Source organism: Bacillus sp. EB106-06-01-XG163 (assembly GCF_058791615.1).
Map to the genome: position 1 here is coordinate 77,939 of NZ_JBYTDS010000014.1, position 26,889 is coordinate 104,827.

A 26,889-nucleotide genomic window follows, 5' to 3' on the forward strand; every position below is an offset into this window, starting at 1 on the left:
TTACTTTATGCTCAGGAGCGCTGGGTCGTGACGGCAGATAAAATAAAAAAGCCGCAGCAAATGCGGCTTTTCCATTCATTTATTTATTGGGGTTTGGGAATACACGCTGAACCATTTGGCCGAATTCATCAAACAGACCGGATACAGGATGTCCGTTTTGGATTCGTTTTCCGTAGCCTTGCATGCGTTCAACGAAGTCCGGGTTCGCTGATACATATACAGTCCGGACATGTTTATCGGCTGATTTCACCTTATCGGTAATCTTATTTTTTAAATGGTTGGCGATGGCGCCTTTTTGCCCGTTTGTCAAAACAACGGCAACATATGCGCTGTTTCCGGCAACGATCACAGTCGCATTTTTAACCTCTTTTAAATCAGTCACCTTGTCGGCGGCTTTATCAGCCACTCTCAGGTTACGATTGTCATTGTGATCGGTGTTTTGGTTATGACGGTTCACTGTATTCATATTTGTCGCACCGTCGTTAGGCGTGTTGCGGTAATTTACATTCTGGGTGCGGTTGTCATTTCGTTTTCCTTCTCCTTGGTTCCCCATACTGCACCCTGCGGTAATCAGCATCGGCAGAAGAAGGGCAGAGATAACTGCTTGTTTTTTTATCATGTGAATTCCTCCTTTCTCACTTTACGTATAGGTTTTTCTATTCGGCGGGATTTATGCACGCCGTTTGCATTCTGAGCGGTTTGGATAAATATCAGAAGGAAAGGGAAAGGTAAGCGTAATCAATTGAATGAGGAGGGATTTAACTTGTTCAGAAAAAAAAGCGGCATCAGCCCGACAGCGCTGCTGATCGGATCATCGATTCTGATTGCAGCTTTATCACCCGAAATCCGCCGGAAAATCTCCGGAATGGTTTCAGGCAGAATGCAGCATAAAGATGGCACACACTCCATGCAGCCTGCTGACCTGATTCAACAGGCTTTCGGCGGGGAATCCGGCGGACAGCAGCACACGGACAAAGCCCGGCATTCACAAACCGGCTCATTACAGCCTGCCGAGCTGATCAAACAGGCTTTCGGCGGGGAATCCAGCGGACAGCAGCATGAGCAGACTTCCCGCAATCACTCCGGCTCATCCCATACGGACGGACAGGCAGACCGCAGCCGCAGTAAAGAAACTTCGCCGAAGCCTCACTATACCGAGCCGATTCACTTCGAAGAAAGCGCGGTGAATGTTTTAAATGACAGCACCGTGATGAATATGCTGGAAGAAATTGAACCCGGAAATCATTAGAAACGAAAAAATCCTTCATTCGTTCAACGATGAAGGATTTTTCGTTTTAGTGCTATCTGCTTTTTTATTAAGCTTCTTCAGTTTCAATGACGATTGTGGAATCATTGTACACCGCGGTATCGGTTTCCTTCGTCATTTTACTTGTTAACAGCCCTGCGGTCATACTGCCGCTGACATTTAAGGCGGTGCGCCCCATGTCAATTAACGGCTCAATTGAAATGAGCAGTCCGGCAAGCGCCACAGGCATGTTCAAAGCGGATAGGACGAGCAGAGCCGCAAATGTCGCGCCGCCTCCCACGCCTGCTACACCGAATGAACTGATTGCCACGATGGCGATGACGGAAATGATAAATCCCGGTTCAAACGGGTTTTGCCCCACTGTCGGCGCAATCATCATCGCGAGCATCGCCGGATAAATACCGGCACAGCCGTTTTGACCGATTGATAAGCCGAATGAACCGGCGAAGTTCGCAATGCCTTCCGGTACGCCCATGCTTTTTTGTGTTTTAATATTGAGCGGCAAAGCCCCTGCGCTTGAACGGGACGTAAACGCAAACACCATAACCGGAAATGCTTTTTTCACGTATGTGATCGGATTTAAACCGCTGAACGTGATCAGCAGCAAGTGAATGATAAACATGGCGATAAGCGCGGCGTATGAAGCGATCACAAACATCCCCAGTTTCGCAATGCTGTCGATGTCGCTTGTCGCGATCGTTTTGGTCATAATCGCCAATACCCCGTAAGGCGTCAGTCTTAAAATTAATGTCACGACGCGCATAATAATCGCGTAAACCGCATCGACAATTCCGCTGAATGTCGCTGCGTGCTCCGGCTGCTTCCGTTTCACGCCCAGAAAAGCGATGCCGAGGAAAGCGGCGAAAATAACGACTCCGATGGTGGAAGTCGGTCTGGCTCCCGTGAAATCAAGAAACGGATTCCCCGGCAGAAGCTCAACGATTTGCTGAGGCAGCGTTTTGGCCGTCATATCCTCAGATTTTTGCTGCAGCTCCTGACCCCTTGATAACTCAGTGCTCCCCTGGTCGATATGAACGGCTTTCAGATCAAAGGAAAGCGCCGAAACAATTCCGACTGCCGCGGCAATTGCTGTCGTAGCAATCAAAATTCCGATGATCAGTCCGCTGATTTTCCCGATGTTATGGGTCAGTTTCAGCTTCGTAAATGCGCCGAGAATAGAAATAAAGACTAGCGGCATGACGATCATCTGAAGCAACTTGACATAACCGCCGCCGGCGATATTAAACCAATCGGCCGTTTGTGTCACGACATGTGAGGCCGGCCCGTAAATCAATTGCAGCGCAAAACCGAATACAATGCCTAATCCGAGCGCGGTAAAGACACGTTTAGAAAAGGAAACGTGTTTTTTTTGCATCACAAACAGACCTGCTATAAACAAAAACAAAATAAAAACATGTAAGATTACAAATAAATTCTCCAAAACAGGTAAACACTCCCTTGCTTATTATCCTTAAACACTATATTACATCAATTCCGATCGGTCAAGTAAGAATTGACAATATATGTATTTTTAATGATTTTTCTCTTTTCTTTCCATCCTTTCTTTAGTAACTTATATAAGGGTGATTGTTATGCTGAAGGAACTGTTTCTTAATTTGACGATTTTAATCACATTTAATTATCTCTTCACCGTTCTTTTTAAAGAGTCGCTTTCACATAAAGAAGACCGTCCGATGTTTCAATTACTGAAGGGGACGGTCTGCGGGCTTTTAGGGGTTTTTCTGATTGCTTTCGGCTTTTCTTACTCCGATTCCATCATTGATCTCAGAAATATCCCCATTATCATCGCCGCTCTTTACGGAGGCTGGGTGTCTACAGCAGCTGCCTTTATCATTATCGTGGCAGGCCGTATCCTGATCAATTTCAATGCCAGCGCCATTTATTCTATCGCAGCAGTCGGCATGATTGCGATACTTTCTGTGGCCGTATTCAGAGGAAAAAAGCCGAATCACAAAAATGCGTTCGTTATGCTGCTCTTTTCAAATGTTATTATCACCCTGACGCTGCTGTTACTTATGCCTGAACAGCCTGCCGGGGCCCTCGTTTATTTTTGGCTCATTTCTACCTTGGGCGGAATGCTGTCGCTGTATATCATTAAACACGAAGCCGATGCCCGCCTTTTGTTCAAGCAATACAAGTTTCAAGCGAATTATGATTTTCTGACGGGGATTTTTAATAAGAGAAAATTCGAGGAAGTCTCGCGCGTTCTGTACGATCGGGCGTCTCAATCCCCCTCGTCTCAGCTCGCTCTTATTTATTTGGATATTGATCACTTTAAGCAGATCAATGACCAATACGGCCATTATGAAGGGGACCAAGTGCTGAAGGAACTGGGGGCGCGCCTGAGGTTCTTACTCAGCAGTTCTGATCCGTCAGCCCGTATCGGCGGGGAAGAATTTGCCGTGCTTATGCCCAATTGCACGTATACAAAAGGGCTTCACCTCGCAGAAGAAATCAGGCACACGATTGACGCGAACCCGATTCTGCTGACGAGCGGAGATACAATTCCCGTGACCGTTTCCCTCGGCATCGCGCATTATCCGACAAATACATCGGATCCTCAGACATTGCCCCTGATCGCGGACCGGATGCTGTACAAAGCGAAAACATCAGGGCGCAATCAAGTGTGCAGCACTGAAAAAAAAGAATGATCGCCCGAAGAGGAAATCATTCTTTCTTTTCAGTGAGAAAACCGCCCCTCAGGAAAACAGGAATCAGGCTGCCCTCATATTCTTTTTCAATAAACGCCGCGGTATCATCTGATTGATACAAAGACAGGAGTTTTTGCATCCGTTCATCATCTTTATTCTCAGCTCTGACGGCGATCAGATGAATATATGCTTCCTTCATTTGCGCCGATCGGATCAGCGCGTCCTTCTCCGCATGAAATCCTGCTCTTTTCGCCTCGCTTTGACTGAGAACTGCTGCGTCAGCATGTTCCGCCGCCTGATAGGCGTTCTTTTTTGTTTCCGTTTTTAAGGTCAGATGCTTCGGGTTGTCCTTGATCATATCAGTTGAACCCGTACCGGTGAATCCCTTTTTCAATGTCATCAGTCCGGCCTCCTGCATGAGAAAAAGCGCCCTGCCGAAGGCCGCCGCTTCACCAGGCACGGCAATGACCGCTCCGTCCGGTATATCCTTCAGCCGTTTATGTTGCTTTGAATACACCCCCAGAGATGCCGCATATGTCGTTCCTAAAGGAGCCAGCTTCTTTTTCACATGAGGCGGCAAAGATTGAAAATAAGAAACGGATTGAAACGCATTGGCGTCGAGATCCCCGCCGGCAAGCGCCAAATCGGCCTCGGCATAATCCGAAAACGTTACCAAAGAAAGCTGCAATCCTTCCTCACCGGCTTTTTTCGCGACAAACTCCCAGATCGATTGATCAGATTCATTGATTCCGATAGTAATTGTCCGGTTCCCGTCAGGATAATGACATGAAGTAAGTGACATGATCAAAATGAAAAGAAACAGACTGTTTATAAGCCGCAGGTTCAAGTTGACCTACTCCCTATCTATTTTTATGTACAGAGGCTGCACCATGGTATTCGGGCTCATGATTACATACAATACCGATTAAAAAAAGGGTTGTCAATTGCTTCCTTAAGAGACCGTAAAGCGGTTTTTATCAGCTGAAAATGGGCTGTTCTAGTCTCAAATCAGATTTCCGTATCAGAGCGTTCTCCTCTTAAAACATGTTATTTCGAAAAAAGTTACATTTAGCAGTTGTTTTTTCTTCGAATTACTGGTAGAGTAAAGGTAATTATTTTTGTTCGAACTATCTTTAAGAAGAAAGTTTTGTAAGAGTTTTCGTCTTGGAAGTTTGTTTTAGAGCAAGAATAGTGAATTTAAGCGTTATGTCGCTTTAGGAGGAAATTTCATGTTAGAAGGTAAAGTAAAATGGTTCAACTCTGAAAAAGGATTCGGATTCATCGAAGTAGAAGGTCAAGACGATGTATTCGTTCACTTCTCTGCTATTCAAGGCGAAGGCTTCAAAACTTTAGAAGAAGGCCAATCTGTTTCTTTCGAAATCGTTGAAGGAAACCGCGGACCACAAGCTGCTAACGTAACAAAAGCATAAATTGTTTAAAAACCCTGCCGGTGTACGCCGGCAGGGTTTTTTTCATCTAAAACGAAAAGCTGTTTTGCAAAGGCAAAACAGCTTTTTTATATCAGGTGGCAATATCGCGTTTTAAGAAGACGCCGAATGCGAGCGCCAGAAAAATAACGAAGTAAATCACAAGCATCACAACCGAAAATGTCATCGTCATCCCCTCTACTAAAGGAGTCCCGTTCATATATTGCGACAAATCCGTGTTGGCGAATAAAATATATTTGGTCCATTCAAATTTCGTGGCAAGAAATACAGTCGCCGTGTTTCCCATAACCAATAGAAAAATAGAAAATCCGACCGCTAATGAGCTGTTCCGGAATACCGCAGACAGCATAAACGCCATCGTCGCAAGCATAAAAGCGGAGACAGATTCATAGACATATGTTTTAGCGAGGAAGGCGATGATATTTTGCTCAAAAACATGGCCGTCTTTGTATACGAGATGAACATCAGCCGCAGTATCTCCGCCTGTACCGAAAAAGACCAATCCCAACAGAGCGGAGCCGGCAAATAAAATCACAAGCATCAGCAGTCCGAACAGCAGCACCGTCATATATTTAGATAGCAAAATCTGAAAACGGCTGAGCGGACGAATGGCAAGCAGCTTGATCGTGCCCCAGTTGAACTCATTCGCCACAATGCCTGCGGCAATGATAATCGTAAACAGCCCGGTCAAAACAGTCATCATCGAAGAATCAGCTACGTATGACCACACTGTGTACCCTGTATCCTCAGGGATGTTATGATCCATACGGTATTGATTTATCGCGACATTCTGTTTCAGGTTATCAATGAGAGTCTGGTTTCCGGTTTCCTTCATCTGCTGTTTCATTTCTTTGTTTTCGGCCTGGAGCTCCTGTTTCCAATTCGGATTGGCTTCGCTCGAGGTGAAATGGTTTGACAGAAGCGCAAAACCGATCATCGAAACGCCTAAAATTACAATCATAGCCCACGTGCCGACGCGGCTGAAAATTTTTATCCATTCATTATAGATCAGCTTAAACATATTGAACCTCCTCTTTCGTCCCGCCGGTAATCTCCAAGAAACGGTCTTCCAAAGATTTTGTCATGATTTTCACTTCATATAAGCGGATGTTTTCACGGACGAGCAGTGAAATCACATCAGGTACTTCCTGTTTTGACAGCCTGATCTCAATGCCGTTTGTCTTCTTCACACAGTCAAACTGACTCAGAACGGCAAGAGCCTCTTCTCTTTGTTCAATATGGAAGAAGTATGTATCTTTATCCTCTTTTCCTTCATCCCTTACTTTTTGAATATCGACAAGCTCCCCTTTTTGCAGAATGCCGATTCGGTCGCACATTAACTCCATTTCTGACAGCAGATGGCTTGAGACGATGACAGCCATTCCTTTTTCACGTGTCAGCTTTTTCAGATGGTCCCTGATTTCCCTGATGCCCGCGGGATCAAGGCCGTTTGTCGGTTCATCCAGAATCAGCACCTTAGGATTATGCAGCAGGCTTTGGGCGAGGCCGAGACGCTGTCTCATTCCGAGAGAGTAGGTTTTTACTTTGTCATGTATTCTGTCCTGCAACCCGACGAGCTCGATGACCTCATCTATTTTTTCTTTCGTAACGCCTTTTACCATCCTTGCGTACTGCTGTAAATTTTTATAACCGCTCAGGAATTTGTACAGCTCCGGGTTTTCCACGATGGCTCCGACGTGCCTGACCGCTTTTGCATAGTTTTTCGTAATGGATTCCCCGCAGATTACGATGTCTCCCTGAGACAGTTTCATTAATCCGACCATCATTCTGATCGTAGTGGTTTTCCCCGCTCCGTTCGGCCCTAGAAACCCAAACACTTCGCCCGCCCGGACGGAGAAGCTCAGATCATGAATAATCGTTCGTCCTTTTATCGTTTTCTTTACCTGTTGCAGTTCTAATACCGTTTCCAATTAGAATCCCCCTTCTATTTCGTGCGCCTGCATGACGCTTCTGTACCATTGCAGCACGGACATTCCTTCCTGTTCCCGAATTTCTTCGACCTCGCGCCGTTCAGCGATTTTCCCTTTTATGAAAACCATCACTTCGTCTAACAGCGTCTCAATCTCGCCGATCTCATGCGTGGCGATGACGACGATCTGGCTGTCAAAATCAATATAAGATACGAGACTGTTGACAATCGACTCCCTGACCGCCGGATCAAGACCTGAAAACGGCTCATCCAGCAGAATGACGGATGCTTTTCTCGACAGGGCCAAAACGATTTTCAGCCTGCCCCGGCTGCCTTTGGACAGCTCTTTTATCTTCTGCCCCGCTGAAAGATTCATTTCCGTTAATAGGTTATGTGCTTTTTCCAGCTGAAAATCCGGGAATTGCGAATGATAAAATGTGAGCATATCACCGACGGTCGTCCGGGCGAAAAACATATCATGTTCGGTTAAATAAGCCGTACGAAACAGCATGTTCCTGCTTACTGCGCAGTCTCCGATCCGGACGGCGCCCGAGGTCGGGAACGCAAGCCCGGCAAGCATTTTAAGCGTTGTTGATTTACCGCTTCCGTTCGGCCCTAAAATTCCATAGATTTTACCCGGAGACAATGAAAATGATACATCGCTGACCGCGAGCCTGCGGCCGTATTTTTTTGTTACGCGTTCAAAATCAAGATTCATCGTTTGCTTCCTCCGCATATTGTTTGATCCCGTCGATCATTTCCTCAGGAGATAACCCCAGCTCCGCCATTTCCTGAATAAAGCGTTTGAAAACGTCTTTAGTCAGCCTGTCTTTCAGCTCCGCTTTCAGATCGGACCTTTCCGCTATAAAGGTTCCCTGTCCTCTTCTCGTCTCCACGATCCCCAGCCTTTCCATTTCACTGTACGTTCTTTGTATCGTATTCGGATTCACTTTCATCTGTACGGCCATCTCCCTTACGGACGGCAGTTTGTCCCCCGGTGAAAGCTCACTTCGGATCAGCCGGTAATATACACGATCGGCAATCTGCAGATAAATCGGCTTGGATGACTGAAATTCATTCTCCATCATTACACCTCAACCTTTCGATTCAGCAGCATAGAGGCCAGCGCGAGACAGAGCGCCGCAAGCACGATCACTGCCAGGAAGCTGAAAAGCGAGATGTGGACGGCCTTCAGCTCCACCGTCCAGCCGGTCAATTTTGTATAGTGAAAATCAAAATCCGCATACACTTTTACCGGCCATAAATCATGTTGAGATGAAGTGAATGGCGTAATGATTTTATCGTCAATATAGGTCCAGACAAACGCAAGCACGATGCAGATCACCCACCGGAGGACGGGAACATGTTTTAATGAGTGAAAAACAGTCCAAAATACGGCCACGATCACAGATAAATACGCTGAACTGATCAGCAGGTAAGCATTCAGTCCGGTTAATGTGCCGGCCAGGGGAATGGTGTGTTCCAGCGCTCCTTTTGCAGAAAGCATCCGGTACATCCAAATGCCGTAACCGGTCAGCGCCAGCTGCCCGATCAACTGATACAGCAGTGAGGCCGTCAGCTTGGAAGCCAGCAGATAAAATCCTCCATTCGGATTGTAAAGCCACAGCTGGTTTTTTCCTTCTTTATGAAGGTGATAGTACATAAAAAGCGGCGCTACAAGAAATTGAAAAAACCCCATTGCCGTAAAAAAGCCGAAAATGACGAGCGGTTCTTTCTGACGGGCAGCGATGACGTGGGCTGCAAACGCCCAGCAAATCATGCCGCAAAGCCACACCGCGAGCCAAATCCATGAAACTTTCGCATCTTTTTTCAGCAAACCTAAAAACGATGTCATTCTTTCTCTCTCCATTCGGATCAAGTGTATGAGTAACATAGTACACTAGATCATCACGTATTACAATATCTTCAATAAAAAAAAGACAAATCCGCTCTTACGCAGATTTGCCTTTTCAATTACTTCTTTTTGTTTTTTAAGGAGAGCAGCGCATCACGATAGCTGCTATCCTGCATTTTGCCGCCGCTATCAGGATCGTTTGGTTCCTGATCCGTCTCAGAAGTCTTAAACTTCTGAAGCGCCTGACGGTACACATCATCGCCCATTGTATTCTTTTTCTCACGGGGAGATTCAGATTTTACAACGACGGGAGCATGCTCGGCTGAGCGCTCCTCGGCCGGATCATGCTTTTCCGGCTGTTCGGCTGTAGTGCCGATCGCTTCTCTCTTTTCTTCTTTGACATTCTGTCCTGCAGAAGTGCTGCGGACATTGAATGTGATAAGAAGTGCAATCACAATGACAGCAGCAATAACCGCTATAATAATGGCCATATAACCCTCTCCTTACTGTCGTCCGGCAGTTAGATTACCTGTGACTTGGCTGACACGTCTGCCAAGCGCACGGCCTAATTGAAGGCCTTCTTCCGTCATCAGCACATCGCTGTCAACCGGGCATGTGACGCCCGCACCGTAGTAAGAGCCGTACAGCGCGTTTTCAGGAACGTTGCCGGGAAGTCCGACAACAATCATGCCTTGGTGAAACATAGGAGTGATCAGATTGTGCATTGTCATTTCTAATCCGCCATGTGTTGTCGCCGTCGTACAGAATACGGCGCCGACTTTATCAATCAGCTCGCCTTCAGCCCACAGATAGCCGAGTCTGTCGATCCACGCTTTTAAGCCTGAACTGATGGTGCCAAAGTGTCCCGGGCATCCCCAGATAATGGCATCCATGTCTTTCAGCTTGCGGATGTCTGCTTGATCGACATGGTCGATCAGGACTTCAGCCTCAGCGTTTTCTCGTGCTCCTTCGGCAATGGCTTCAGCAAGGTGTTTTGTATGTTCGCCTTCACTATCGTACACTACGTAAATTTTCATTCAGGAAACCTCCCATTCAGATGATTAAGATTCCTTCACTTCTTTAGGGGCCGGAAGCAATGACAGCTCCTCTTTTTTCTTCGCCCGCTGTTTGTCTTTCCGTACGTCACGCAAGAACAGGCTCAGGACTACGCCGATAACCGCAAAGATCGTCGCCCACATAAACGCGTCATTAATCCCCATAACGTTGGAATTAAGTGAAGCTGTTTTGTAGAGATAAGAATAAACGGTTTGTTTCGCCGCATCAAGCGACATGTTCATGTTGACCATTAAATTCGAAACCGCGCTTTGGAACGACTGCATGAAGCTTGGATCAGCCGTGCTCGTTTTATCCGCAATCTGCGAATAGTGCATTGTCGTACGGTTCGTATAAATCGTTGTGATCAAACTTGTTCCGATTGAACCGCTGATCTGGCGGAGCGTGTTGCTCATCGCCGTGCCGTGGCTGTTCAACCGTGCCGGAAGCTGGTTCATTCCGGCTGTCATAACAGGCATCATTAACAGTGACATACCGAATGCGCGGATGGCATAGACAAGCATAATGTGCGTGTAAGGTGTGTCAATTGTTAATTTTGTGTACTGGAATGTCGTTGCGACCGTGATGACCAGCCCGATAATCGCAAGCGGTCTTGGACCGATTTTGTCAAACAGAATACCGGAAATCGGCGACATGATCAGCATGACAATCGCGCCCGGCAATAGCAAGAGGCCCGATTGCAGCGCCGTAAAGCCGACTAAGTTCTGCAGGTAAATCGGAAGCAGGAACATTCCTGTGTAAAGCGCAACGGTAATAATGATGTTAATCACACTGGAAAGTGAGAAAATATCATATTTAAATACCCGGAAGTCGAGCATCGGTTTTTCAGAGCGCAATTGCTGAATGACAAACGCGGCAATCGCGATGACACCGACAATGACGGTAGACAGCACGATCGGATCTCCCCAGCCGTCGCTGCCCGCTTCACTGACTCCGTAAAGCAATGAGGCAAATCCGACAATGGATAGAATCGCACCCAAGCTGTCGAGTTTGATTTTTTGCGGTTCCACCAAGTTCTTAAAGAGGAAGAACGCTATGATAATAACGATTGCCCCGATCGGAACAAGGCCGTAGAACATAATGCGCCATGTGTAATGCTCGATGATCCAGCCGGAAAGAGTCGGTCCGACCGCCGGAGCAAACATCATCGCAAGACCGAAAATCCCCATTCCTTTCCCCCTGCTTTCAGGCGGGAAGATAAGCAGAATGGTTGTCATGACCAGCGGCTGCAGGATACCGCCGCCGACCGCCTGAATTAACCGGCCGATCAGCATTGTTGAGAAGTTAGGCGCGATTCCGCAGACTAACGTTCCCGCTGTAAAACAGAACATGGCTACGAGAAAGAGGCTTCTCTGTCCGAACCGGGTAATTAAGAACGCAGATAACGGAATCAAAACACCGTTGACCAGCATGTATCCGGTCGTAAGCCACTGAATCGTCGTCGCACTCACACCGAACTCGGTCATTAAGTGCGGCATCGCCACGTTAAGAAGCGTTTGGTTCAAGATCGCCAGGAATAACCCGGCCATAAGCACAATAAGCAATGTTTTAGGACTTTTTACTTGATTATCTGATTTAGCCACCTAAGACAACCTCCCTTCATGGTTTGATGACTGATCTGTATTATTCAGAGATTTTTACAGATGCGTTCATACCAGGAAGCACCTTGTCAGATGGGTTGCTGAGTGAAATTTTAACAGGAACTTTTTGCGTTACTTTTGTGTAGTTGCCGCTTGAGTTTGAAGAAGGCAGCATATCAAATGTTGAATTTGTCGCATAACCGATTTCTTCTACTGTTCCGTCAAATGTTGTATTAGGGTCGCCGTCAACAATTACGTCTACTTTGTTTCCTACTTCAATGTCTCTAATGTCTGTTTCTTTAATGTTTGCAGTGATGTAAAGGTGTTTCATGTCAATTTCCTGGGCAATTGTCGTACCGGCTTGCACCATTTGGCCGTTTTTCACTTCGTTTTTCACGATTGTTCCATCCATGATGGCTTTTACGTCAGCATTTTGCTGTCCTTTGATTTTTGCAACAACGTCGTTTTTGCTTACTTCTTTCCCCTCATCAAGGTTCCAGTCAGTTACTTTACCCGCAGCAGGAGCTGTGATAGCAGCCATGTCGCCGGCAACTTTTGCTTCATCGGTTTTTACATAGTGTGTGCTTTGATAATAGTAGTAAGCACCTCCGCCTATAATTGCAAGAACAACAATCAAACCGATAATGTTGGTCAGAATTAAACGTCCTCTGTTCATTTTGTTTTCTCCTTTCGTTTCTTCCTCTATCATTTTGTGGAATGATGATAAAAATATGTGGGGATTTTTTTATTTTCCGTTTTTCACTGCACAGCCGTTTGCAAGCTTCGTTAAACTTTCCGCAAGCTTGCGCAGGTACTGCAGTTCAGCGGTATTGAGCTGCCGGTATAAGACCGCCGCTTTTTCGGCATATTGAACAGCAGCTTTCTTTAGAAGTTCTTCCCCCTCTTCGGTTAACTGAATCATAACAACACGCCGGTCGTCGTGATAGTCGCTCCGAACCATTAGGCGGCGCTTATACAGAATATCGGTCATTCTCGTGACAGACGCCGGTTTCAGATCAAGCGACAAAGCCAGCCTTGAAAGCTGCGTGCTTTTGCTCTTATGTATTTTGAACATCAGCAGATACTGCAGCACTGTAATATCAAAAGGTTCAAGAACTGTCTCCAGAATCATTTTCTGCTTTTTGTAAATCGATCTGGAAGTATCAAACAGTTGTTCAAAACTGAGCAAAGCGAGCTCTGATTCAATCACCGTATTTTCACCTCATTCCCTTAATAATAGTTCACAAGATAAAATATTAATAAATGAAAGAAGGTTTGTAAAGAGAAAAGTTTCATTTTTTAAGGATTTTTTTTATGCCGTTTTTTCTCTTTATTTTTAATTTAAAAAAGCCGGGTGAAGAACCGCGGCCGCACGATTCTTCACTCGGCTTTATATTTCATACGATGCTTTGCTTACACCGGCTTCCTCATTTTTAAAAAAGCTTTTCAGCGCTTGAAATACGTCTGATTTCTGTTTCAGGATGTAGTATTTAAATTTATCATCTTTGACATTTTTATAGGCGGACATGAGGGTGGAATGCCTGTTATATTGATTGACCTCACCGTAACAGAACAGATTCGATTTTTTCATGATGTCATTGACGAGCTTTACGCACCGGGCGTTATCCGAAGTCAGGTTATCTCCGTCTGAAAAATGAAAGGGATAGATATTGTAGCGGGCGGGGTCATATTTTTCATCAATTAATTCAAGAGACTTCCGGTAAACGGAGGAACAGATGGTGCCCCCGCTCTCCCCTTTCGAGAAAAAATCTTCTTCCGACACAACCTTCGCTTCCGTATGGTGGGCGATAAATTCGATATCAACCGTTTCATACTTTGTCCGTAAAAATCGTGTCATCCAAAAAAAGAAGCTCCTCGCCATATACTTTTCCCATACGCCCATCGAACCGCTTGTATCCATCATCGCTAAAACGACAGCTTTCGATTCCGGCTTCGTCACATCATTCCATGTTTTGTATTTCAGATCTTCCGGATAAATAGGGTAAAACGACGGCTTGCCTGTCATGGCGTTTCGTTTATAGGCCGACAGCATCGTCCTTTTCTTATCGATATTCCCTGTCAGCCCGGTTTTCCGGATATCATTGAACTCGATATCGGTATGGACGATATTGTCCCTTTCCTTTTGCTGCAGATTCGGCAGTTCTAATTCCTGAAACAGCGCTTCTTCCAGATCCATCAATGAAACTTCCGCTTCATAATAATCCTCGCCTGCCTGATCGCCTGCTCCCTGGCCTTTTCCAGCACCCTGCTTTTTATCTGCGCCGTCTCTTGCGACGACATCGCCGACTTCGCTGTCGCCGTCGCCTTGGCCGACATGTTTATTTTTATCATAGTTATAACGGATTTTATATTCATCAAGCGAACGAATCGGGATTTTCACGACATCTTTTCCGTTGGACATAATAATGCTTTCCTCAGTGACAAGATCCGGAAGGTTGTTTTTTATCGCTTCCTGTACTTTCTTTTGGTGGCGCTGCTGGTCGTCAAAGCCTTTGCGATGGAGGGACCAGTCTTCCTCTGAAATCAAAAAATTTCCGCTGTCATTACGGGACATGAATTCCCCTCCTTAACCGTTATGGTCGTTTTACATGTGTATTCCGGCTTGGTCCTGTTTATGAAACAAGTCCGGCGAAAAGATTTATTTTTATATTATGCCGGCCGGACTCTCCAATTGACAAACAATTGCGAAAAACAGACAAAAGAACCCGTCCTTTTACAGACGGGCCTCTCAATGAAATCAAACATCAACGGTTTAACAAGCTTCCGACATACTTCAGCAGTTCATTAGCGCTAGTCGAATTATAGCCGTGTTCATCTATTAACCTTGCCACTACCTCATTGACCTTTTTAAGCTGCTGCTCATCCGGCGTTTTGGTTGAGGTCGTAATTTTCACCACATCTTTTAAGTCTGCGAACAGCTTTTTCTGAATCGCCTCGCGGAGTCTTTCGTGCGAATTATAGTCAAAGCGTTTTCCTTTTCTTGCATAGGCGGATATGCGGATTAAAATTTCTTCGCGGAACGCTTTTTTCGCGTTTTCTGAAATGCCGATCTGCTCTTCAATGGATCTCATCAGTTTTTCGTCAGGATTCATTTCTTCACCCGTCAGCGGGTCGCGGAGCTTATTTTTATTGCAGTACGCTTCCACATTATCTAAATAATTGTCCATGAGAGTTTTCGCGGATTCTTCATATGAATAGACGAACGCCTTCTGCACTTCTTTTTTAGCGATGTCATCGTACTCTTTCCTGGCGGCGGAAATAAAATTCATATACCGCTCTTTGTCCTCGGCGGAGATGGACGGATGCTGGTCGAGTCCTTCTTTTAAGGAACGCAGCACGTCAAGCGAATTGATAGATTCCATATTTTTCCTGATAATCGTTGAGGAAATGCGGTTGATGACATAACGCGGGTCAATTCCGCTCATTCCTTCATCATGGAATTCCTTCTTCATATCCTCAAGATCAACGGAATTGTAACCTTCAACGCTTTCTCCGTCATAGAGCCTCATTTTTTTGACGAGATCAATATCAGAGCGGTTCGGTTCCTTCAGCCGGGTCAAAATAGAAAACATCGCGGCCACTTTTAATGTATGGGGGGCGATGTGTACGTCAGAAACATCACTTTCAGAAATCATTTTTTCATAAATCCGTTCTTCCTCTGACACCTTTAAATTATAAGGAACAGGCATCACGATGATCCTGGAGTGAAGGGCTTCATTTTTCTTATTGGCAATAAACGAGCGGTACTCCGTTTCGTTCGTATGCGCAACAACCAATTCGTCGGCTGAGATGAGCGCAAACCGTCCGGCTTTGAAATTCCCTTCCTGCGTGAGTGACAGAAGGTGCCACAGAAATTTTTCATCGCATTTCAGCATTTCCTGAAACTCCATCATTCCGCGGTTCGCTTTATTTAATTCACCGTCAAACCGATAAGCGCGCGGATCTGATTCTGAGCCGTATTCGGCAATTGTTGAAAAATCAATACTCCCCGTCAAGTCGGCGATATCCTGTGATTTCGGGTCAGACGGGCTGAAGGTTCCGATTCCGGTACGTTTATCCTCCGAGAAGAATATACGTTCAACCTTTACATCCTCAATTCTGCCGCCGTATTCTTCTTCAAGCCGCATGACATTAAGCGGAGAAAGGCTGCCCTCAATTCTGATGCCGTATTCTCTGTAGAAGTCGTCGCGCAGATGATGGGGAATGAGATGGAGAGGATCTTCATGCATCGGGCAGCCTTTAATGGCGTAAACAGCGCCGTTGTCTGTCAACGAGTAGGCTTCAAGCCCTTTTTTCAGCATAGTGACAAGAGTTGATTTTCCGCCGCTGACGGGTCCCATCAATAGTAAAATCCGCTTTCTTACATCGAGCCGCTTGGCAGCCGGGTGAAAGTATTCCTCCACGAGCCGTTCCAGAGATTCCTCAAGGCCGAACAGCTCCCGCGAGAAAAAGCTGTATGTCTTTTTACCGTCATCCTCCTCGATTCCGCTGTCTTTTATCATATTAAAAACGCGAGAATGAGCAGACTGCGCGACCAATGGATTTTCTTTTATGATCTCCAAATAATCAGCGAACGTCCCTTCCCATTTGAGACGCTGCTCTTCCTCTCTGTACTTTTCAATTTTCTTTAATATATCCATAAGAACCTCCTCTATCATGGTTAATGCACTAGAAATAAGGTACTTTGTTACAATCTATGCGGTGACGTGATAATACATGCTTTTCGTTTCTTAAAAATAAAGACGTTACAAGGCCGTCATTGACAAGGGTCCGGTGTACCGTTCATAATGAAAGAAATACAGTTTCATCCAGACTCGGACATCAAATGGAAAAGCAAAGAGGAGGAGAAATGATGAAAACGATCATTTTACTTGGTGTCATTCTCACTTTTTTAGTATCCATTTTTACGGCGGGTTACGACAGCAAACCTGAAAACAAATAACGGCAAAAGGGTGCTCTTTATGAAGAGCACCCTTTCCTGTACAACATAACAATGTTTCATATTTGAATATGTTCTTGGACAGTTGATTTTTCATGAGATTTGCAGCTTGTTTGATACTCGATTTTTTCGATTTTGCAACCCGGGCCGATTTCCACATGTTTCCCTCTGACGATGTCCGCTTCCGTGTATTCGAGGTAAATTGCGTCTCCTTCGATCAATTCAGCAGAAAGCGTGCCGGCTTTCCGTTTAAGAAAACCGGGTTTCCGTCTGACGGTGATCGATGTGCCGCCGATTTCTTTCACGCGGCTTCGGTCATAACGCAAATGGATGTTTACGTCCCCCGCGTTTAACAATCCCGCCACATTGATACATCCTGTTACATGAAGCAGCTCCGTCTCGCAATCGCCGCCGACGGTGAGACTGCCTTTTATATGACACTGCTCTCCCGCGGCCCCGCCGCCAATTTCAGCAAGTCCTTTCAGCCTCATCGTGGCGAAACGCATGGAGCCGCCGACTTTCAATGTGCCCATCACGTTTGCTGAACGTACTGATAAATCTCCTGCAACTTCATGCTCTCCGAAAATTTTCAGCCTGTTGATCTCGGCATCTCCGAGAAAAAGTCCCGTACCGAATACCCGGCAGCGTTCGCTTTGAAGTCCTTCGCCGACAGTTCCTTCCCCTTTAATGCTTACATTTTGGTAGGAGCCGCCGGAGGCGTGTCCGGCTCCGTACATTTTTAAATGACTCAATTTTTTTGTCGTTTCCATCGCAGTTCCTCCTATCGTTTCACGACTTTGTTAACCAAAGCGGAAGGATCACATGTAAAATCGCCGCTGTATTCCACAGTCCCAATGGTGCAGCCTGCGCCGATCCGCACATGATTTCCGCGGACTGTCTTCGCGTTCGTGTCCGCCAATTCAATGATGTCACCTTCAATCAGCTCCGCTGTCAGCACCGGGGCCGGCATCAGCTTAAAACGCGTAAGCACGCTCTTTCTGCTCATCACTTTCAAATGGCGGCAGCCGATCTCTTTCACATGGCTCTCTCCCGCCGTCAGCTTAATACTGACTTCATCGGCATTCAGCAGGCCGCCGATCTTGCATTTGCCTTCCGAACGGAACGTCTCTGTCTCGCAATCGCCTTCAATCCCGGCTTTCCCGGATATGAAAATATCATCAGCTTTCACACCGCCGCCGAAAGATGAAAATCCCGCGACGTTCAGCCGCTCCGTTTTGACATCACCTTTAATGACACCCGTTCCGTTGATACGGATGGATTCAGCTTCGGCACTGCCGGAAATTTTCCCCGAACCGCTGATCGTCAGCGTTTGCGTCTTGACATGTCCGTCTGTTTTTCCGCTGCCGTTAAACAAAAAGCTCGCGCACTCCACATCACCTGACACCGTGCCGCTTCCGTTGATCTCCACTGTATGAAAACGGCCTCCTTTTGAACTTCCTGAACCGTTGATGATTAATTTATCTGTTACTTCCATTGATGGTCCTCCTGCATCCATTTCGTTTTTAATTCTTCCGATGCCGCAGCAAGCGCCACCCGTTCAACCACTTTGACAGTCGGTTCAAATAAAATATGTTCCGCGTCTGCGATGAAGCACGTCGTTACGCCAAGCTTTCGGAGCATGACAAGCTCCGTATTTGCTTTCAGTTCGGAAGCCTCATACGTTTTCAGCACCCCTGCCGCCAATTTTCCTTCCTCAAGGCTGATATTGCCCGATCGCAAAAGTCCTTCAAGCACATATAAAGACAGCAGCGCGCGGGACGTGAATGTCACGCCGTCTTCGCCATAAACTTGCAGCGCGGCTTTTGAAATCAGTCCCTTTTGAAGCAGCTCCGCAGACGTTATATTGACATCAGTCATTTGCGGAGACAGCATTTCTCTCATTTCATCCAAAGACAGATTTTCTTTCATTTTCTGTATTTTTGAGATGCGTTTTAATATTTCCGCTCTCGGAAAAAATGTTTCCTGGCCTGTAAATGTTGATTTTCGGATAAACCATTCTTCAGGAATTAAATTTTTCCGTTTCCAGCGGTACAGCTGCCCGTATGAAATTGATGTTTCTTCCAGCAATTCTTTTTTAGAAATCAGTTGTTCCTCCATGAATCCAGCTCCTTCGATGAATGCATTGTAACATAACACTGTTACGTTGTTAAGCCTGGAAATATAAAAATGCTGTGAACAGCTGCTGTCCGTCTTTTTTATTCAATAAAAAAAACGCCCGGATGCGGGCGTTTTTTTCACGTCAAATCTCTGTAATTTTGCTGGCGCAGCGCTTCATATACAAGAATCGCGGCCGTGTTGGACAGGTTTAATGATCTCACATGCTCGGTCATCGGCAGACGCAGGCAGCGGTCCATATTGTTTTCGATCAATTCTTTCGGAAGTCCGCTCGTTTCTCTGCCGAATACGAAGAAAAAGTCTTCCTCCGTATTTGAGTAATCAAATGATGTGTGCGGCTTTTGGCCGAATTTTGTAATGAAGAAAAACTTTCCGTTCTCATATGCCTCAAATAACTCTTCCAATGAATCATGATATACGACGTTGACGAACTCCCAATAATCGAGTCCGGCGCGCTTCAGCATTTTATCATCGGTCGAGAATCCGAGCGGGCGGATCAAATGAAGCGTTGTGTCTGTTGCCGCACAAGTACGTGCGATATTTCCCGTATTGGCCGGGATTTCGGGTTGATATAAAACGACATGTAATGTCACGATGTTCACCTCTGTTTTTTATTCCGCCCACCATTATATCATTAATTACACTTTTGTCGTATCATCCGTAATATGAAAAAACGCATATCTGATGGAAGGAGTATACGCCGTTGAATCCTCATATGACCAATATCTCATTCTGCTGTCATACGTTTGGGCATTGACAAGCGGCATATTGCTTTTATCTTTCGCGACCACGATCGCCGTATGATTAAAACGGCCGTCCCCTTCAAAATCATAGCAAATGATATCTCCGGGCATCAGTTCTTCGGCTCTTGATACTTGCACCGCGCGAAGCCCTGCCTTGGATTGGGCCAGATACATCTTCATCGAATGCGCGACCGTCCAGCTGTAGCTCCACGAGCTTGCCTTCATCCACCAGCCTGAGCCTCTGTTCGGATGCCCCCGCATCGGTGCTTTTCCGGCATGTAAACATTGGGAAATAAAATTGGTGCAGTTGTCGCTGAAATTGTTATAAGCGGGATTTCGTTTATTCCAAAACTTCTCCGCGTACTGCACGGCAGCCAGACGGTCGTATAGAAACGCCCGCCCGAAATCTTCCCGTTCACTCCGCTCATATTCAATTACGCTGTTTCCGTCAGAAAATCCCGCCGGTTTTTTCTTTACTTCCCGGTCTTTAATCAAAAGCTGATCATAGAGAAATGCAGTCCGTTCCTCAATCTGCTCTTCTAAGTAAAGGTGTCCGTCATGCTCCTTGCACAAATATTCGAAATGAATCGTGTACATGACGCATAACGTGCCGTCGTCCTCAAGGCTGCTTTTGACAATGACGGCTTTTGCCTTCGCTTTCACAATGTCAACTTTCCGTTTTTCAAACAGCTCTTTTTTTCTCGTCAGGACCTCAAGATCGCCGGGCTGCCCATTGTGTCTCATCTCGGTTCCGTTGATTAAATAATGAAGCCGGGCCTCCGCTAAATCTTCAATAATATGCTTCAAGCGCTCCACCCACCATACTGTTTTATAAAGAAAAACACTTGAACTCACGCCAAGTGCTTTTTCTCTATACATATGTCAGGACCGGCCGGTTTTAGTCTTATCAGAAACCGATAACAGCTCCAGTCCCTTTTCAAATTCCCGTATAGCTTCCTCATCCTGCTCCTTTTGAAGCGCTTTTTCTAATTCCCCCGCATAATCAGGATCACCGATTTTCCCGATGGCCCAGGCGGCCGTCCCCCTGATAACGGGGCGCGGATCTTGGTGCATCAAGGCCGTTAATTCCGGAAGAGACGAGGCATCTTTAAAATGAGCCAAAGCTAAAATCGCATTCCGCTGTATCGGCTTCTTGCCGCGCCATGATCCCGATACATGTCCGAATTTTTCTTTGAATTCGCGGTTGCTTATGGTCAAAAGCGGCTTTAACAGCGGCTTTGCGATTTCCGGATCAGGCTCCATCTGCGGATGAAGATGAAAATCTTTCCCCTTATTAATCGGACAGACCGTCTGGCACGTGTCACAGCCATACAGACGGTTTCCGATTTTCGTGCGGAATTCATCCGGCAAAAATCCCTTTGTCTGGGTCAGGAACGAAATACAGCGCTGGGCGTTAAGCTGTCCGGGATTGACGAGCGCGCCGGTCGGACACGCATCTAAACATTTTGTGCACGTACCGCACATATCTTCAATCGGCACATCCGGTTCAAAGGGCAGATTGGTAATCATTTCAGCCAGATAGACGTAAGAGCCGTATTCAGGCGTGGTGATCATGCAGTTTTTGGCGCTGAAGCCGATTCCCGCCCGTTCAGCCACGGCCCTGTCGGACAATTCCCCTGTATCCACCATTGACTTTGTGCGGATATCCTCATGTTTGCTTTGGAGAAAATTCTCCAGCAGATCAAGCTTTTCCCTCAGCACGTCATGATAATCCTTCCCCCAGGAAGCTCTGCAAAAAATGCCGCGCCGCCCGTCCCTCGTGCTCCTCGGCGCATCTTTCATTTTGGAAGGATAAGCAAGGGCGATGGCGACGATTGATTTGGCTTTCGGGAGAAGCAAAGACGGTGTAACCCGTTTTTCAATATCCGGCTCTTCAAACCCGGATAAATAGCCGAGTGATTCCTGAAGAATCAGCCGGTCCCGCAGACTGTCGAACGTATCAGCCGTCGTAAACCCGATTTTGTCGACTCCGATGCTTTTGGCGTATTCGATTAATTCCTCTTTCAGTTTATGAATATTCATTTTTTGCACAGCCTCCTTTCTTTGTGATCAGGCTCCCGCACAGGTATAATAGAGTTTTATCATCCCGAAATGGAGTGAACACACTTGAACATCAGTTTAGATCCACTTATTGCTGAACGGGTGCCGGGGATCAAAGCGGCAGCCGTCTTATATGAACAGATCGAAGTCGGGCCTGCTCCGCAAATGCTGAAAGGCCGCCTCCGTTTATTTCAAGAATCTCTTTACTTTGATTATCCTGACGGCGGTATAGAAGAGCAGCCTTTTGTAAAAGAGTGGGCGCGTATAATGGAACAGCTCAGTCCCGCCTTTTCAGGACAAAAAACGCCGATGGAGCTTATGCTCGGCGATATTTCCCGGGAACGATTCATTGAAAGTGTGAATTCAGCCCATGATACCATACTTTTTTTCTCCTTGAAATATTCATTGCCTATCATGGCGTATGATTCCTCAGAAATAGATGAACCAATTTCAATTACGATCGGAGAAAAAGAAAGCGTACTGTCCTTCTCCGGCCCGGACGGCGTTTTCGGCGACTTCACCGGACATATCAATACACGCCCTGTCACGCCCGGCACAAAGAAAATGCTGCAGCTGATCTTTTTCCCGCCTTCATTTCATGCCGACGCGGCGGATGAGCTGCTATCATCCTTAACAAAAATGTTTGAACAAATTCACGGAGGCACGCATACCGTCTCTTGGCTTTCATAAAAAGACACGCCTTTCGTGTCTTTTTTCACATAAAAAAACGCAATACTTCGTTTATCAGAGAAACGAAACACTGCGTTAATAACGTATGTATGGAGCGGGTGATGAGAATCGAACTCACGACATCAGCTTGGAAGGCTGAGGTTTTACCACTAAACTACACCCGCATCAAAATTATTTTTTGTCAGTACCGATTTGATGTTTCTAATATTACATGTTTATTTTTTTTTCGTCAAGGGAATGTTAAAAAATTTGTCGAAAAAAGTTCTTTTTTTGTCCACATGTTAAGTTGGGTTTACATTTTGTTAAGAGTCTCATACAATATAAAAAAGAAGAAAACTTGAGGTACGCCTGATGATGAAAAATAAAGTAAAAGAGCTGAGAGCCAGATTCGGCTATTCTCAGGAAACGCTCGGAAAAGAAGCCGGAGCCACCAGACAGACGATTGCAGCGATTGAAAAAGGAGATTATGTGCCTTCACTTTTATTGGCGCTTAACATCTGCCGGGCTTTCTCCCTGCCGATGGAGGAAGTTTTCTGGCTGGAGGAGGAGAAAAAATGAGTTTGAAAAGAAAAGCGTGTTTTCACCTTGCACTCTACGGATTGGCCTGCTGGACGCTTATTTCCTTTATGGAAGCGGCGCCGCGGATCGCTCAGTTTTTCCAAACGGAGGGGAGCGGTTCATTTGAGCTGAATATCACTCCGTTTCTGCTGTTTACCGTTTGTGCCGCATTATATATCTATACTGAAAAGAAAAAACGGAACGGCAAAAAGCACAGGCTTGTGCCCGATGAATTTGAGGAACAGGATGAAAGAGAACGAATGATGACGGCTAAAGCTTGCCGTTCCTCGTATATCGCCGTTTACTTCTCATTGCCAGCCGCAGCCGTTCTGCTTTTGTTTTATCCGCTGATTCAGCCGCATCTACCCTTTTTTCCGATTCTTTTGATTTTCATTCTGATGATGATTCAGCATTTGGCTTATGCTTTCACTTTTCATAAGCACGGCAAAAACTCCGGTTCATGACAGATCCGGAGTTTTTTACATTACCAGCTCGCTTTTTTCACCCCGGGAATCCGGCCTTTATGGGCCAGCTCCCTGAATGCGATTCTGGACAGTTTAAATTTTCTCATATATCCGCGGGGCCGCCCCGTCACCGTACAGCGGTTATGAAGCCTGGCCGGAGCAGTATCACGCGGCAGTTTGCTCAGCGCTTCCCAGTCTCCTTTTGCCTTTAATTCTCTTCGGATGTCCGCATATTGTTCAACAAGCTTCTGCCGCTTGAGCTCTTTGATCACTTTTGATTTTTTTGCCATTTCAGCACTCCTTTCAAATCGTAATTGTTACGTTTTGTATCATATCATCCATATGAGCATCGTGCAAGCTAAGCGCTTAAAAAGGCGGGTGAATACCCGCCTTCACTGCCGGCATTTCCCCGGAAATGAAACCGCAGAAAGCGCCCGCCGTCAATTATCCGCCTTGCGACGTCATCAGACTGTCGCTTTATTTCCTCTTGCAAAATGGTCGTTTCCCATTGCTTCACCCAGTCTGCGCTCAAGCTTTTTAGTCCGTTCATTCTGAAACGGCAGAAGCGGAAACACGAGTTCAGCCAGATAATAAGCTTCTTCCAGATGCGGGTAGCCTGAAAAGATAAACGACTCAATGCCGAGTGCCTGATACTCTAAAATTCGAGCAGCGACAGTCTGCGGATCACCGACAAGCGCCGTGCCCGCTCCGCCTCTGACCAGTCCGATGCCGGCCCAGAGATTCGGGCTGATCTCAAGCTTCGAGCGGTCACCGTTATGGAGATCGGCCATCCGTTTTTGTCCCGATGAATCAGCGCGCCGAAGCGCAGCCTGCGCTTTCGCAATCGTCTCTTCGTCTAAGTGGCTGATTAATCGATCAGCCGCTTCCCATGCCTCTTCCTCAGTCTCCCGGACAATCACGTGAAGCCTGATGCCAAAACGCATCGTCCTTCCTTCCTTGGCAGCCTGTTTTTTAACGGTTTCAATCTTTTCTTTTACCTGCTCCGGCGGCTCTCCCCATGTTAAATAGACATCTGTATGTTTCGCCGCAGCTTCAATTCCCGCCTGTGATGAACCGCCGAAATATAATGGCGGATGCGGAGACTGCTTTGGCGGAAACAGCAGATTGCTGTTTTCCACTTTGATATGGTCCCCTTCATATGTCACCGTTTCGCCCCGCATGAGTCCGCGCCAGACGGTTAAAAATTCTTCAGTCGCCTTATAACGTTCGTCGTGGCTGATAAACATGCCGTCTCCCGCCAGTTCATAAGGATCTCCGCCCGCTACGACATTTACGAGCAAACGGCCGTCTGACAGCCGGTCCATTGTCGACGCCATTCTCGCGGCGACAGACGGCTGCATCAGTCCCGGACGGACCGCCACTAAAAATTTCAAGTCACTCGTTTCCCCCGCTAAAGCGGCAGCCGTCAGCCACGGGTCTTCACATGATCTCCCCGTCGGCAGCAGAACCCCCGTATACCCGAGTCTGTCCGCCGCCTGTGCCACTTGCTTAAAATAAAGATGATCCGCCGTTCTCCCTCCCGTTTGCGTCCCTAAATACCGGCCGTCACCATGCGTCGGAATAAACCAAAGAATCTCCATATGAATCTCTCCTTTTTTAATAGGTTACCCTTCATAACTGTTCCGCCATTTTAATAGTTTCCGTTCGAGCATTCTGACCAATGCATCTGTCAGCTTGCCGACAGCCGCAAAAATGATAATGCCGACAAACACCTTATTTGTCTGTGAAAATTGTCTGGCATCCATAATCATATAACCGACGCCCTCGCTCGATCCCATCAGTTCCGCCACCACGAGACCGAGCCACGCAATGCCGAGAGAGAGCCTGATGCCGAGCAGGATATTCGGCAGAGATGCCGGAAGAATTAATTTCGTCATCTGCTGATACCAGTTAAATTCCAGCACCCGCGCGACGTCAAACAGCTTCGCGTCCACACTGCGGATTCCGAGAAACGTATTAATGTACACGGGGAAAAAAGCCCCCAATGCGATCAGCAGAATTTTTGATGTCTCATCAAATCCGAACCACAAAATGAACAGAGGAGTCACGGCCAAGTGCGGAACCGTTCTGAGCATTTGCAGAGACGGATCAAGATATGCTTCCGTCCGCTTTGAGAAACCGACCAGCAGCCCGAAAACAAGGCCGAGGCCCGCGCCAAGCAGAAATCCGGCAGCCGCCCGGTATAAGCTGATCTCTAAATGACCCCAAAGCTCACCTGAAAGAAGAAGTTCCTGAAACGTCTGCAAGATGACGACAGGTGAGGGGAGCACCGTGGCCGAGACGATGCCCAGACTTGCGATAACCTGCCATACTGCGATGACCGCAGCCGGGAGTACAATCCCTTTCATCCATTGGTATGAATACTTCCGGGATCTTGCCAGAGCTTTCTTTTCTGATTGGCTTATTGCGCCGGCAGCCGTTGATGCTTCTGCTTTCATTACTTGCCATCCCCCGTTTCAAGCGCTTTTTTAATAAATGAATTGTCGACAACGTCTTTTACATGAATTTTCTTATGAATCGCTTTTGTTTGATATTGAAAATCAGCGGTTTCCTGCTGGGCTTTGACAATATCATCATTGATCGGTTCATTGAGAGGCTCAGTATTGTTAAGCACGTTTCTGACGACTTTCGGATCAAGATGTTTGATTTTCGCATATAAGGAGACAGCTTCATCTTTGTGTTCCTTTTGCCATGTAACTGCTTTATTGAACACTTTCAGAAAACGGACCACCTCATCCGGGTGTTCTTTGGAAAATCCCGTTCTGACTAACGTGAAACCGGGAGAATATAAATCTGTGCTTTCTCCGTTCGCCAATATTTCCGCCCCGTGCTGCAGCGTTTCAATCGACAAATACGGCTCCCAAATGGACCATGCGTCAACTGATTTGTTTTCAAAAGCGGAAACCGCCTCATCAGGCTGAAGCTGGATGATGGTGACGTCATCGGCGGAAAGCCCCGCTTTATCTAAAGCTTTATAGAGAAAATCAAAGCCGCTGCTGCCTTTGGCTACAGCGATTTTTTTACCTTTCAATTCTTTCAGGCTCTGAATCCCGCTGCCCTTGTTTACGAGAATGCCGTTTGCCTTTAACCCGTCCTGAGACAGCCCGATCTCTTTAAAATCAATCCCTGCCGCCTGACCGGAAATGACCGGTGAATTGCCGACCTGGGAAAAATCAAGCTTATCGGCGGCAAGACCTTCAAACTGCGGAGGACCGCTTTGGAATTCGACCCATTTTACTTTTATTCCGTCTTTTTTGAAGGCCTCTTCAAACCAGCCTTTTTCCTTGGCAATGAGAAGCGGGCTTAAACTCTGCTGGATGCCGATCCGGATTTCTTTCACCGTTTTCCCGCTCCCTCCTGTCCCGTCTGCACTGCATCCGGCTGACACCATGACTGCTGCGGCTAAAAGAATGATGATTTTTTTCACTTT

At 46.5% G+C, this 26,889-nt stretch carries 31 protein-coding genes and 1 tRNA gene; 6 read left to right on the top strand and 26 right to left on the bottom strand.

Annotated features, from left to right (window positions below; genetic code table 11):
* Nucleotides 1-79: 79 nt before the first annotated feature.
* Nucleotides 80-619: a YhcN/YlaJ family sporulation lipoprotein gene (locus AC3WTF_RS15775; RefSeq protein ID WP_003155362.1), complete on the bottom strand. Its 540-nt coding sequence runs from the start codon at nt 617-619 to the stop codon at nt 80-82.
* 144 nt (nt 620-763) lie between these two features.
* Between AC3WTF_RS15775 and AC3WTF_RS15780 the strand changes: the two genes are divergently transcribed.
* A complete protein-coding gene (locus tag AC3WTF_RS15780; protein ID WP_327948240.1) occupies nt 764-1,249 on the top strand; it encodes a hypothetical protein in 486 nt (161 codons plus the stop codon).
* Between the two features lie 67 nt (nt 1,250-1,316).
* On the opposite strand, the gene AC3WTF_RS15785 is transcribed toward AC3WTF_RS15780, so the two are convergent.
* Nucleotides 1,317-2,708 (bottom strand): L-cystine transporter, encoded by a 1,392-nt coding sequence (locus AC3WTF_RS15785; protein WP_015239461.1) that lies wholly within the window; start codon nt 2,706-2,708, stop codon nt 1,317-1,319.
* 151 nt (nt 2,709-2,859) lie between these two features.
* Here AC3WTF_RS15785 and AC3WTF_RS15790 point away from each other — a divergent pair, with 151 nt between their 5' ends.
* Nucleotides 2,860-3,939, top strand: coding sequence for a GGDEF domain-containing protein (locus AC3WTF_RS15790; RefSeq protein WP_015239460.1), 1,080 nt, complete (start codon nt 2,860-2,862; stop codon nt 3,937-3,939).
* 16 nt (nt 3,940-3,955) lie between these two features.
* Here the strand turns inward: AC3WTF_RS15790 and AC3WTF_RS15795 are convergent, their stop codons facing one another.
* A complete protein-coding gene (locus AC3WTF_RS15795; RefSeq protein WP_053104659.1) occupies nt 3,956-4,786 on the bottom strand; it encodes a MetQ/NlpA family ABC transporter substrate-binding protein in 831 nt (276 codons plus the stop codon).
* 382 nt (nt 4,787-5,168) lie between these two features.
* Here AC3WTF_RS15795 and cspB point away from each other — a divergent pair, with 382 nt between their 5' ends.
* A complete protein-coding gene (gene cspB, locus AC3WTF_RS15800; protein WP_003155376.1) occupies nt 5,169-5,369 on the top strand; it encodes a cold shock-like protein CspB in 201 nt (66 codons plus the stop codon).
* Nucleotides 5,370-5,460: 91 nt separating this feature from the next.
* On the opposite strand, the gene AC3WTF_RS15805 is transcribed toward cspB, so the two are convergent.
* The 18 genes from AC3WTF_RS15805 to queG all read right to left on the bottom strand — a co-directional run bounded on the left by AC3WTF_RS15805 (nt 5,461) and on the right by queG (nt 21,708).
* On the bottom strand, nt 5,461-6,408 hold the full coding sequence (locus AC3WTF_RS15805; protein ID WP_025284471.1) for an ABC transporter permease: 948 nt from the start codon (nt 6,406-6,408) through the stop codon (nt 5,461-5,463).
* A complete protein-coding gene (locus tag AC3WTF_RS15810; RefSeq protein WP_025284470.1) occupies nt 6,401-7,318 on the bottom strand; it encodes an ABC transporter ATP-binding protein in 918 nt (305 codons plus the stop codon). Before AC3WTF_RS15810 ends, AC3WTF_RS15805 begins: the two co-directional genes overlap by 8 nt.
* Nucleotides 7,319-8,035 carry an ATP-binding cassette domain-containing protein gene (locus AC3WTF_RS15815; protein ID WP_059366816.1) on the bottom strand — a complete coding sequence of 239 codons (717 nt, stop codon included), beginning with the start codon at nt 8,033-8,035 and terminating at the stop codon, nt 7,319-7,321.
* Nucleotides 8,025-8,402, bottom strand: a complete 378-nt coding sequence (locus AC3WTF_RS15820; RefSeq protein WP_012117149.1) for a GntR family transcriptional regulator — start codon at nt 8,400-8,402, stop codon at nt 8,025-8,027. The genes AC3WTF_RS15815 and AC3WTF_RS15820 overlap by 11 nt, the downstream gene beginning before the upstream one ends.
* Nucleotides 8,403-8,404: 2 nt before the next feature.
* Nucleotides 8,405-9,172, bottom strand: coding sequence for a hypothetical protein (locus AC3WTF_RS15825; protein ID WP_012117148.1), 768 nt, complete (start codon nt 9,170-9,172; stop codon nt 8,405-8,407).
* A 119-nt stretch (nt 9,173-9,291) separates the two neighbouring features.
* On the bottom strand, nt 9,292-9,663 hold the full coding sequence (locus AC3WTF_RS15830; RefSeq protein ID WP_025284468.1) for a hypothetical protein: 372 nt from the start codon (nt 9,661-9,663) through the stop codon (nt 9,292-9,294).
* 12 nt (nt 9,664-9,675) lie between these two features.
* Nucleotides 9,676-10,209: an NAD(P)H-dependent oxidoreductase gene (locus AC3WTF_RS15835; protein WP_003155386.1), complete on the bottom strand. Its 534-nt coding sequence runs from the start codon at nt 10,207-10,209 to the stop codon at nt 9,676-9,678.
* Between the two features lie 24 nt (nt 10,210-10,233).
* A complete protein-coding gene (locus AC3WTF_RS15840; protein ID WP_003155387.1) occupies nt 10,234-11,829 on the bottom strand; it encodes an MFS transporter in 1,596 nt (531 codons plus the stop codon).
* Between the two features lie 40 nt (nt 11,830-11,869).
* Nucleotides 11,870-12,535 carry an HlyD family secretion protein gene (locus AC3WTF_RS15845; protein ID WP_007610259.1) on the bottom strand — a complete coding sequence of 222 codons (666 nt, stop codon included), beginning with the start codon at nt 12,533-12,535 and terminating at the stop codon, nt 11,870-11,872.
* Between the two features lie 36 nt (nt 12,536-12,571).
* Entirely contained in the window at nt 12,572-13,036 is a 465-nt protein-coding gene (locus tag AC3WTF_RS15850) for a MarR family transcriptional regulator (protein ID WP_003155389.1), read from the bottom strand.
* Nucleotides 13,037-13,216: 180 nt separating this feature from the next.
* Nucleotides 13,217-14,401 (bottom strand): sporulation protein YhbH, encoded by a 1,185-nt coding sequence (gene yhbH, locus AC3WTF_RS15855; protein ID WP_007408433.1) that lies wholly within the window; start codon nt 14,399-14,401, stop codon nt 13,217-13,219.
* 190 nt (nt 14,402-14,591) lie between these two features.
* Nucleotides 14,592-16,487: a serine/threonine protein kinase PrkA gene (prkA, locus tag AC3WTF_RS15860; protein WP_003155391.1), complete on the bottom strand. Its 1,896-nt coding sequence runs from the start codon at nt 16,485-16,487 to the stop codon at nt 14,592-14,594.
* 358 nt (nt 16,488-16,845) lie between these two features.
* Nucleotides 16,846-17,556: a hypothetical protein gene (locus AC3WTF_RS15865; protein ID WP_053104661.1), complete on the bottom strand. Its 711-nt coding sequence runs from the start codon at nt 17,554-17,556 to the stop codon at nt 16,846-16,848.
* An 11-nt stretch (nt 17,557-17,567) separates the two neighbouring features.
* Complete coding sequence (locus tag AC3WTF_RS15870) at nt 17,568-18,281, bottom strand: polymer-forming cytoskeletal protein (RefSeq protein ID WP_012117144.1); 714 nt, start codon at nt 18,279-18,281, stop codon at nt 17,568-17,570.
* A complete protein-coding gene (locus AC3WTF_RS15875) occupies nt 18,272-18,904 on the bottom strand; it encodes a YhbD family protein (protein ID WP_007408428.1) in 633 nt (210 codons plus the stop codon). The genes AC3WTF_RS15870 and AC3WTF_RS15875 overlap by 10 nt, the downstream gene beginning before the upstream one ends.
* Nucleotides 18,905-19,041: 137 nt before the next feature.
* On the bottom strand, nt 19,042-19,524 hold the full coding sequence (trmL, locus tag AC3WTF_RS15880; RefSeq protein ID WP_492314308.1) for a tRNA (uridine(34)/cytosine(34)/5-carboxymethylaminomethyluridine(34)-2'-O)-methyltransferase TrmL: 483 nt from the start codon (nt 19,522-19,524) through the stop codon (nt 19,042-19,044).
* A gap of 36 nt (nt 19,525-19,560) precedes the next feature.
* Nucleotides 19,561-20,472 carry an amidase domain-containing protein gene (locus tag AC3WTF_RS15885; RefSeq protein WP_042634993.1) on the bottom strand — a complete coding sequence of 304 codons (912 nt, stop codon included), beginning with the start codon at nt 20,470-20,472 and terminating at the stop codon, nt 19,561-19,563.
* A 75-nt stretch (nt 20,473-20,547) separates the two neighbouring features.
* The gene (queG, locus tag AC3WTF_RS15890) at nt 20,548-21,708 is read right to left on the bottom strand and encodes a tRNA epoxyqueuosine(34) reductase QueG (protein WP_039062847.1); all 1,161 of its coding nucleotides are present in this window, start codon (nt 21,706-21,708) and stop codon (nt 20,548-20,550) included.
* A gap of 84 nt (nt 21,709-21,792) precedes the next feature.
* Between queG and AC3WTF_RS15895 the strand changes: the two genes are divergently transcribed.
* Nucleotides 21,793-22,416, top strand: a complete 624-nt coding sequence (locus AC3WTF_RS15895) for a hypothetical protein (RefSeq protein ID WP_047935512.1) — start codon at nt 21,793-21,795, stop codon at nt 22,414-22,416.
* A gap of 90 nt (nt 22,417-22,506) precedes the next feature.
* Here AC3WTF_RS15895 and AC3WTF_RS15900 read toward each other — a convergent pair.
* Nucleotides 22,507-22,580 (bottom strand) — tRNA-Gly (locus AC3WTF_RS15900).
* 190 nt (nt 22,581-22,770) lie between these two features.
* Here AC3WTF_RS15900 and AC3WTF_RS15905 point away from each other — a divergent pair.
* Nucleotides 22,771-22,974 carry a helix-turn-helix transcriptional regulator gene (locus AC3WTF_RS15905; protein ID WP_003155407.1) on the top strand — a complete coding sequence of 68 codons (204 nt, stop codon included), beginning with the start codon at nt 22,771-22,773 and terminating at the stop codon, nt 22,972-22,974.
* Entirely contained in the window at nt 22,971-23,438 is a 468-nt protein-coding gene (locus tag AC3WTF_RS15910) for a hypothetical protein (protein ID WP_025284464.1), read from the top strand. Before AC3WTF_RS15905 ends, AC3WTF_RS15910 begins: the two co-directional genes overlap by 4 nt.
* A gap of 20 nt (nt 23,439-23,458) precedes the next feature.
* On the opposite strand, the gene rpsN is transcribed toward AC3WTF_RS15910, so the two are convergent.
* The 4 genes from rpsN to AC3WTF_RS15930 all read right to left on the bottom strand — a co-directional run bounded on the left by rpsN (nt 23,459) and on the right by AC3WTF_RS15930 (nt 26,886).
* Nucleotides 23,459-23,728: a 30S ribosomal protein S14 gene (rpsN, locus tag AC3WTF_RS15915; protein WP_047935505.1), complete on the bottom strand. Its 270-nt coding sequence runs from the start codon at nt 23,726-23,728 to the stop codon at nt 23,459-23,461.
* Nucleotides 23,729-23,902: 174 nt separating this feature from the next.
* On the bottom strand, nt 23,903-25,039 hold the full coding sequence (gene ssuD, locus AC3WTF_RS15920; protein ID WP_039252247.1) for an FMNH2-dependent alkanesulfonate monooxygenase: 1,137 nt from the start codon (nt 25,037-25,039) through the stop codon (nt 23,903-23,905).
* Between the two features lie 24 nt (nt 25,040-25,063).
* On the bottom strand, nt 25,064-25,897 hold the full coding sequence (locus AC3WTF_RS15925; RefSeq protein ID WP_047935502.1) for an ABC transporter permease: 834 nt from the start codon (nt 25,895-25,897) through the stop codon (nt 25,064-25,066).
* Entirely contained in the window at nt 25,897-26,886 is a 990-nt protein-coding gene (locus AC3WTF_RS15930) for an aliphatic sulfonate ABC transporter substrate-binding protein (protein WP_047935501.1), read from the bottom strand. Before AC3WTF_RS15930 ends, AC3WTF_RS15925 begins: the two co-directional genes overlap by 1 nt.
* Nucleotides 26,887-26,889 lie beyond the last annotated feature (3 nt).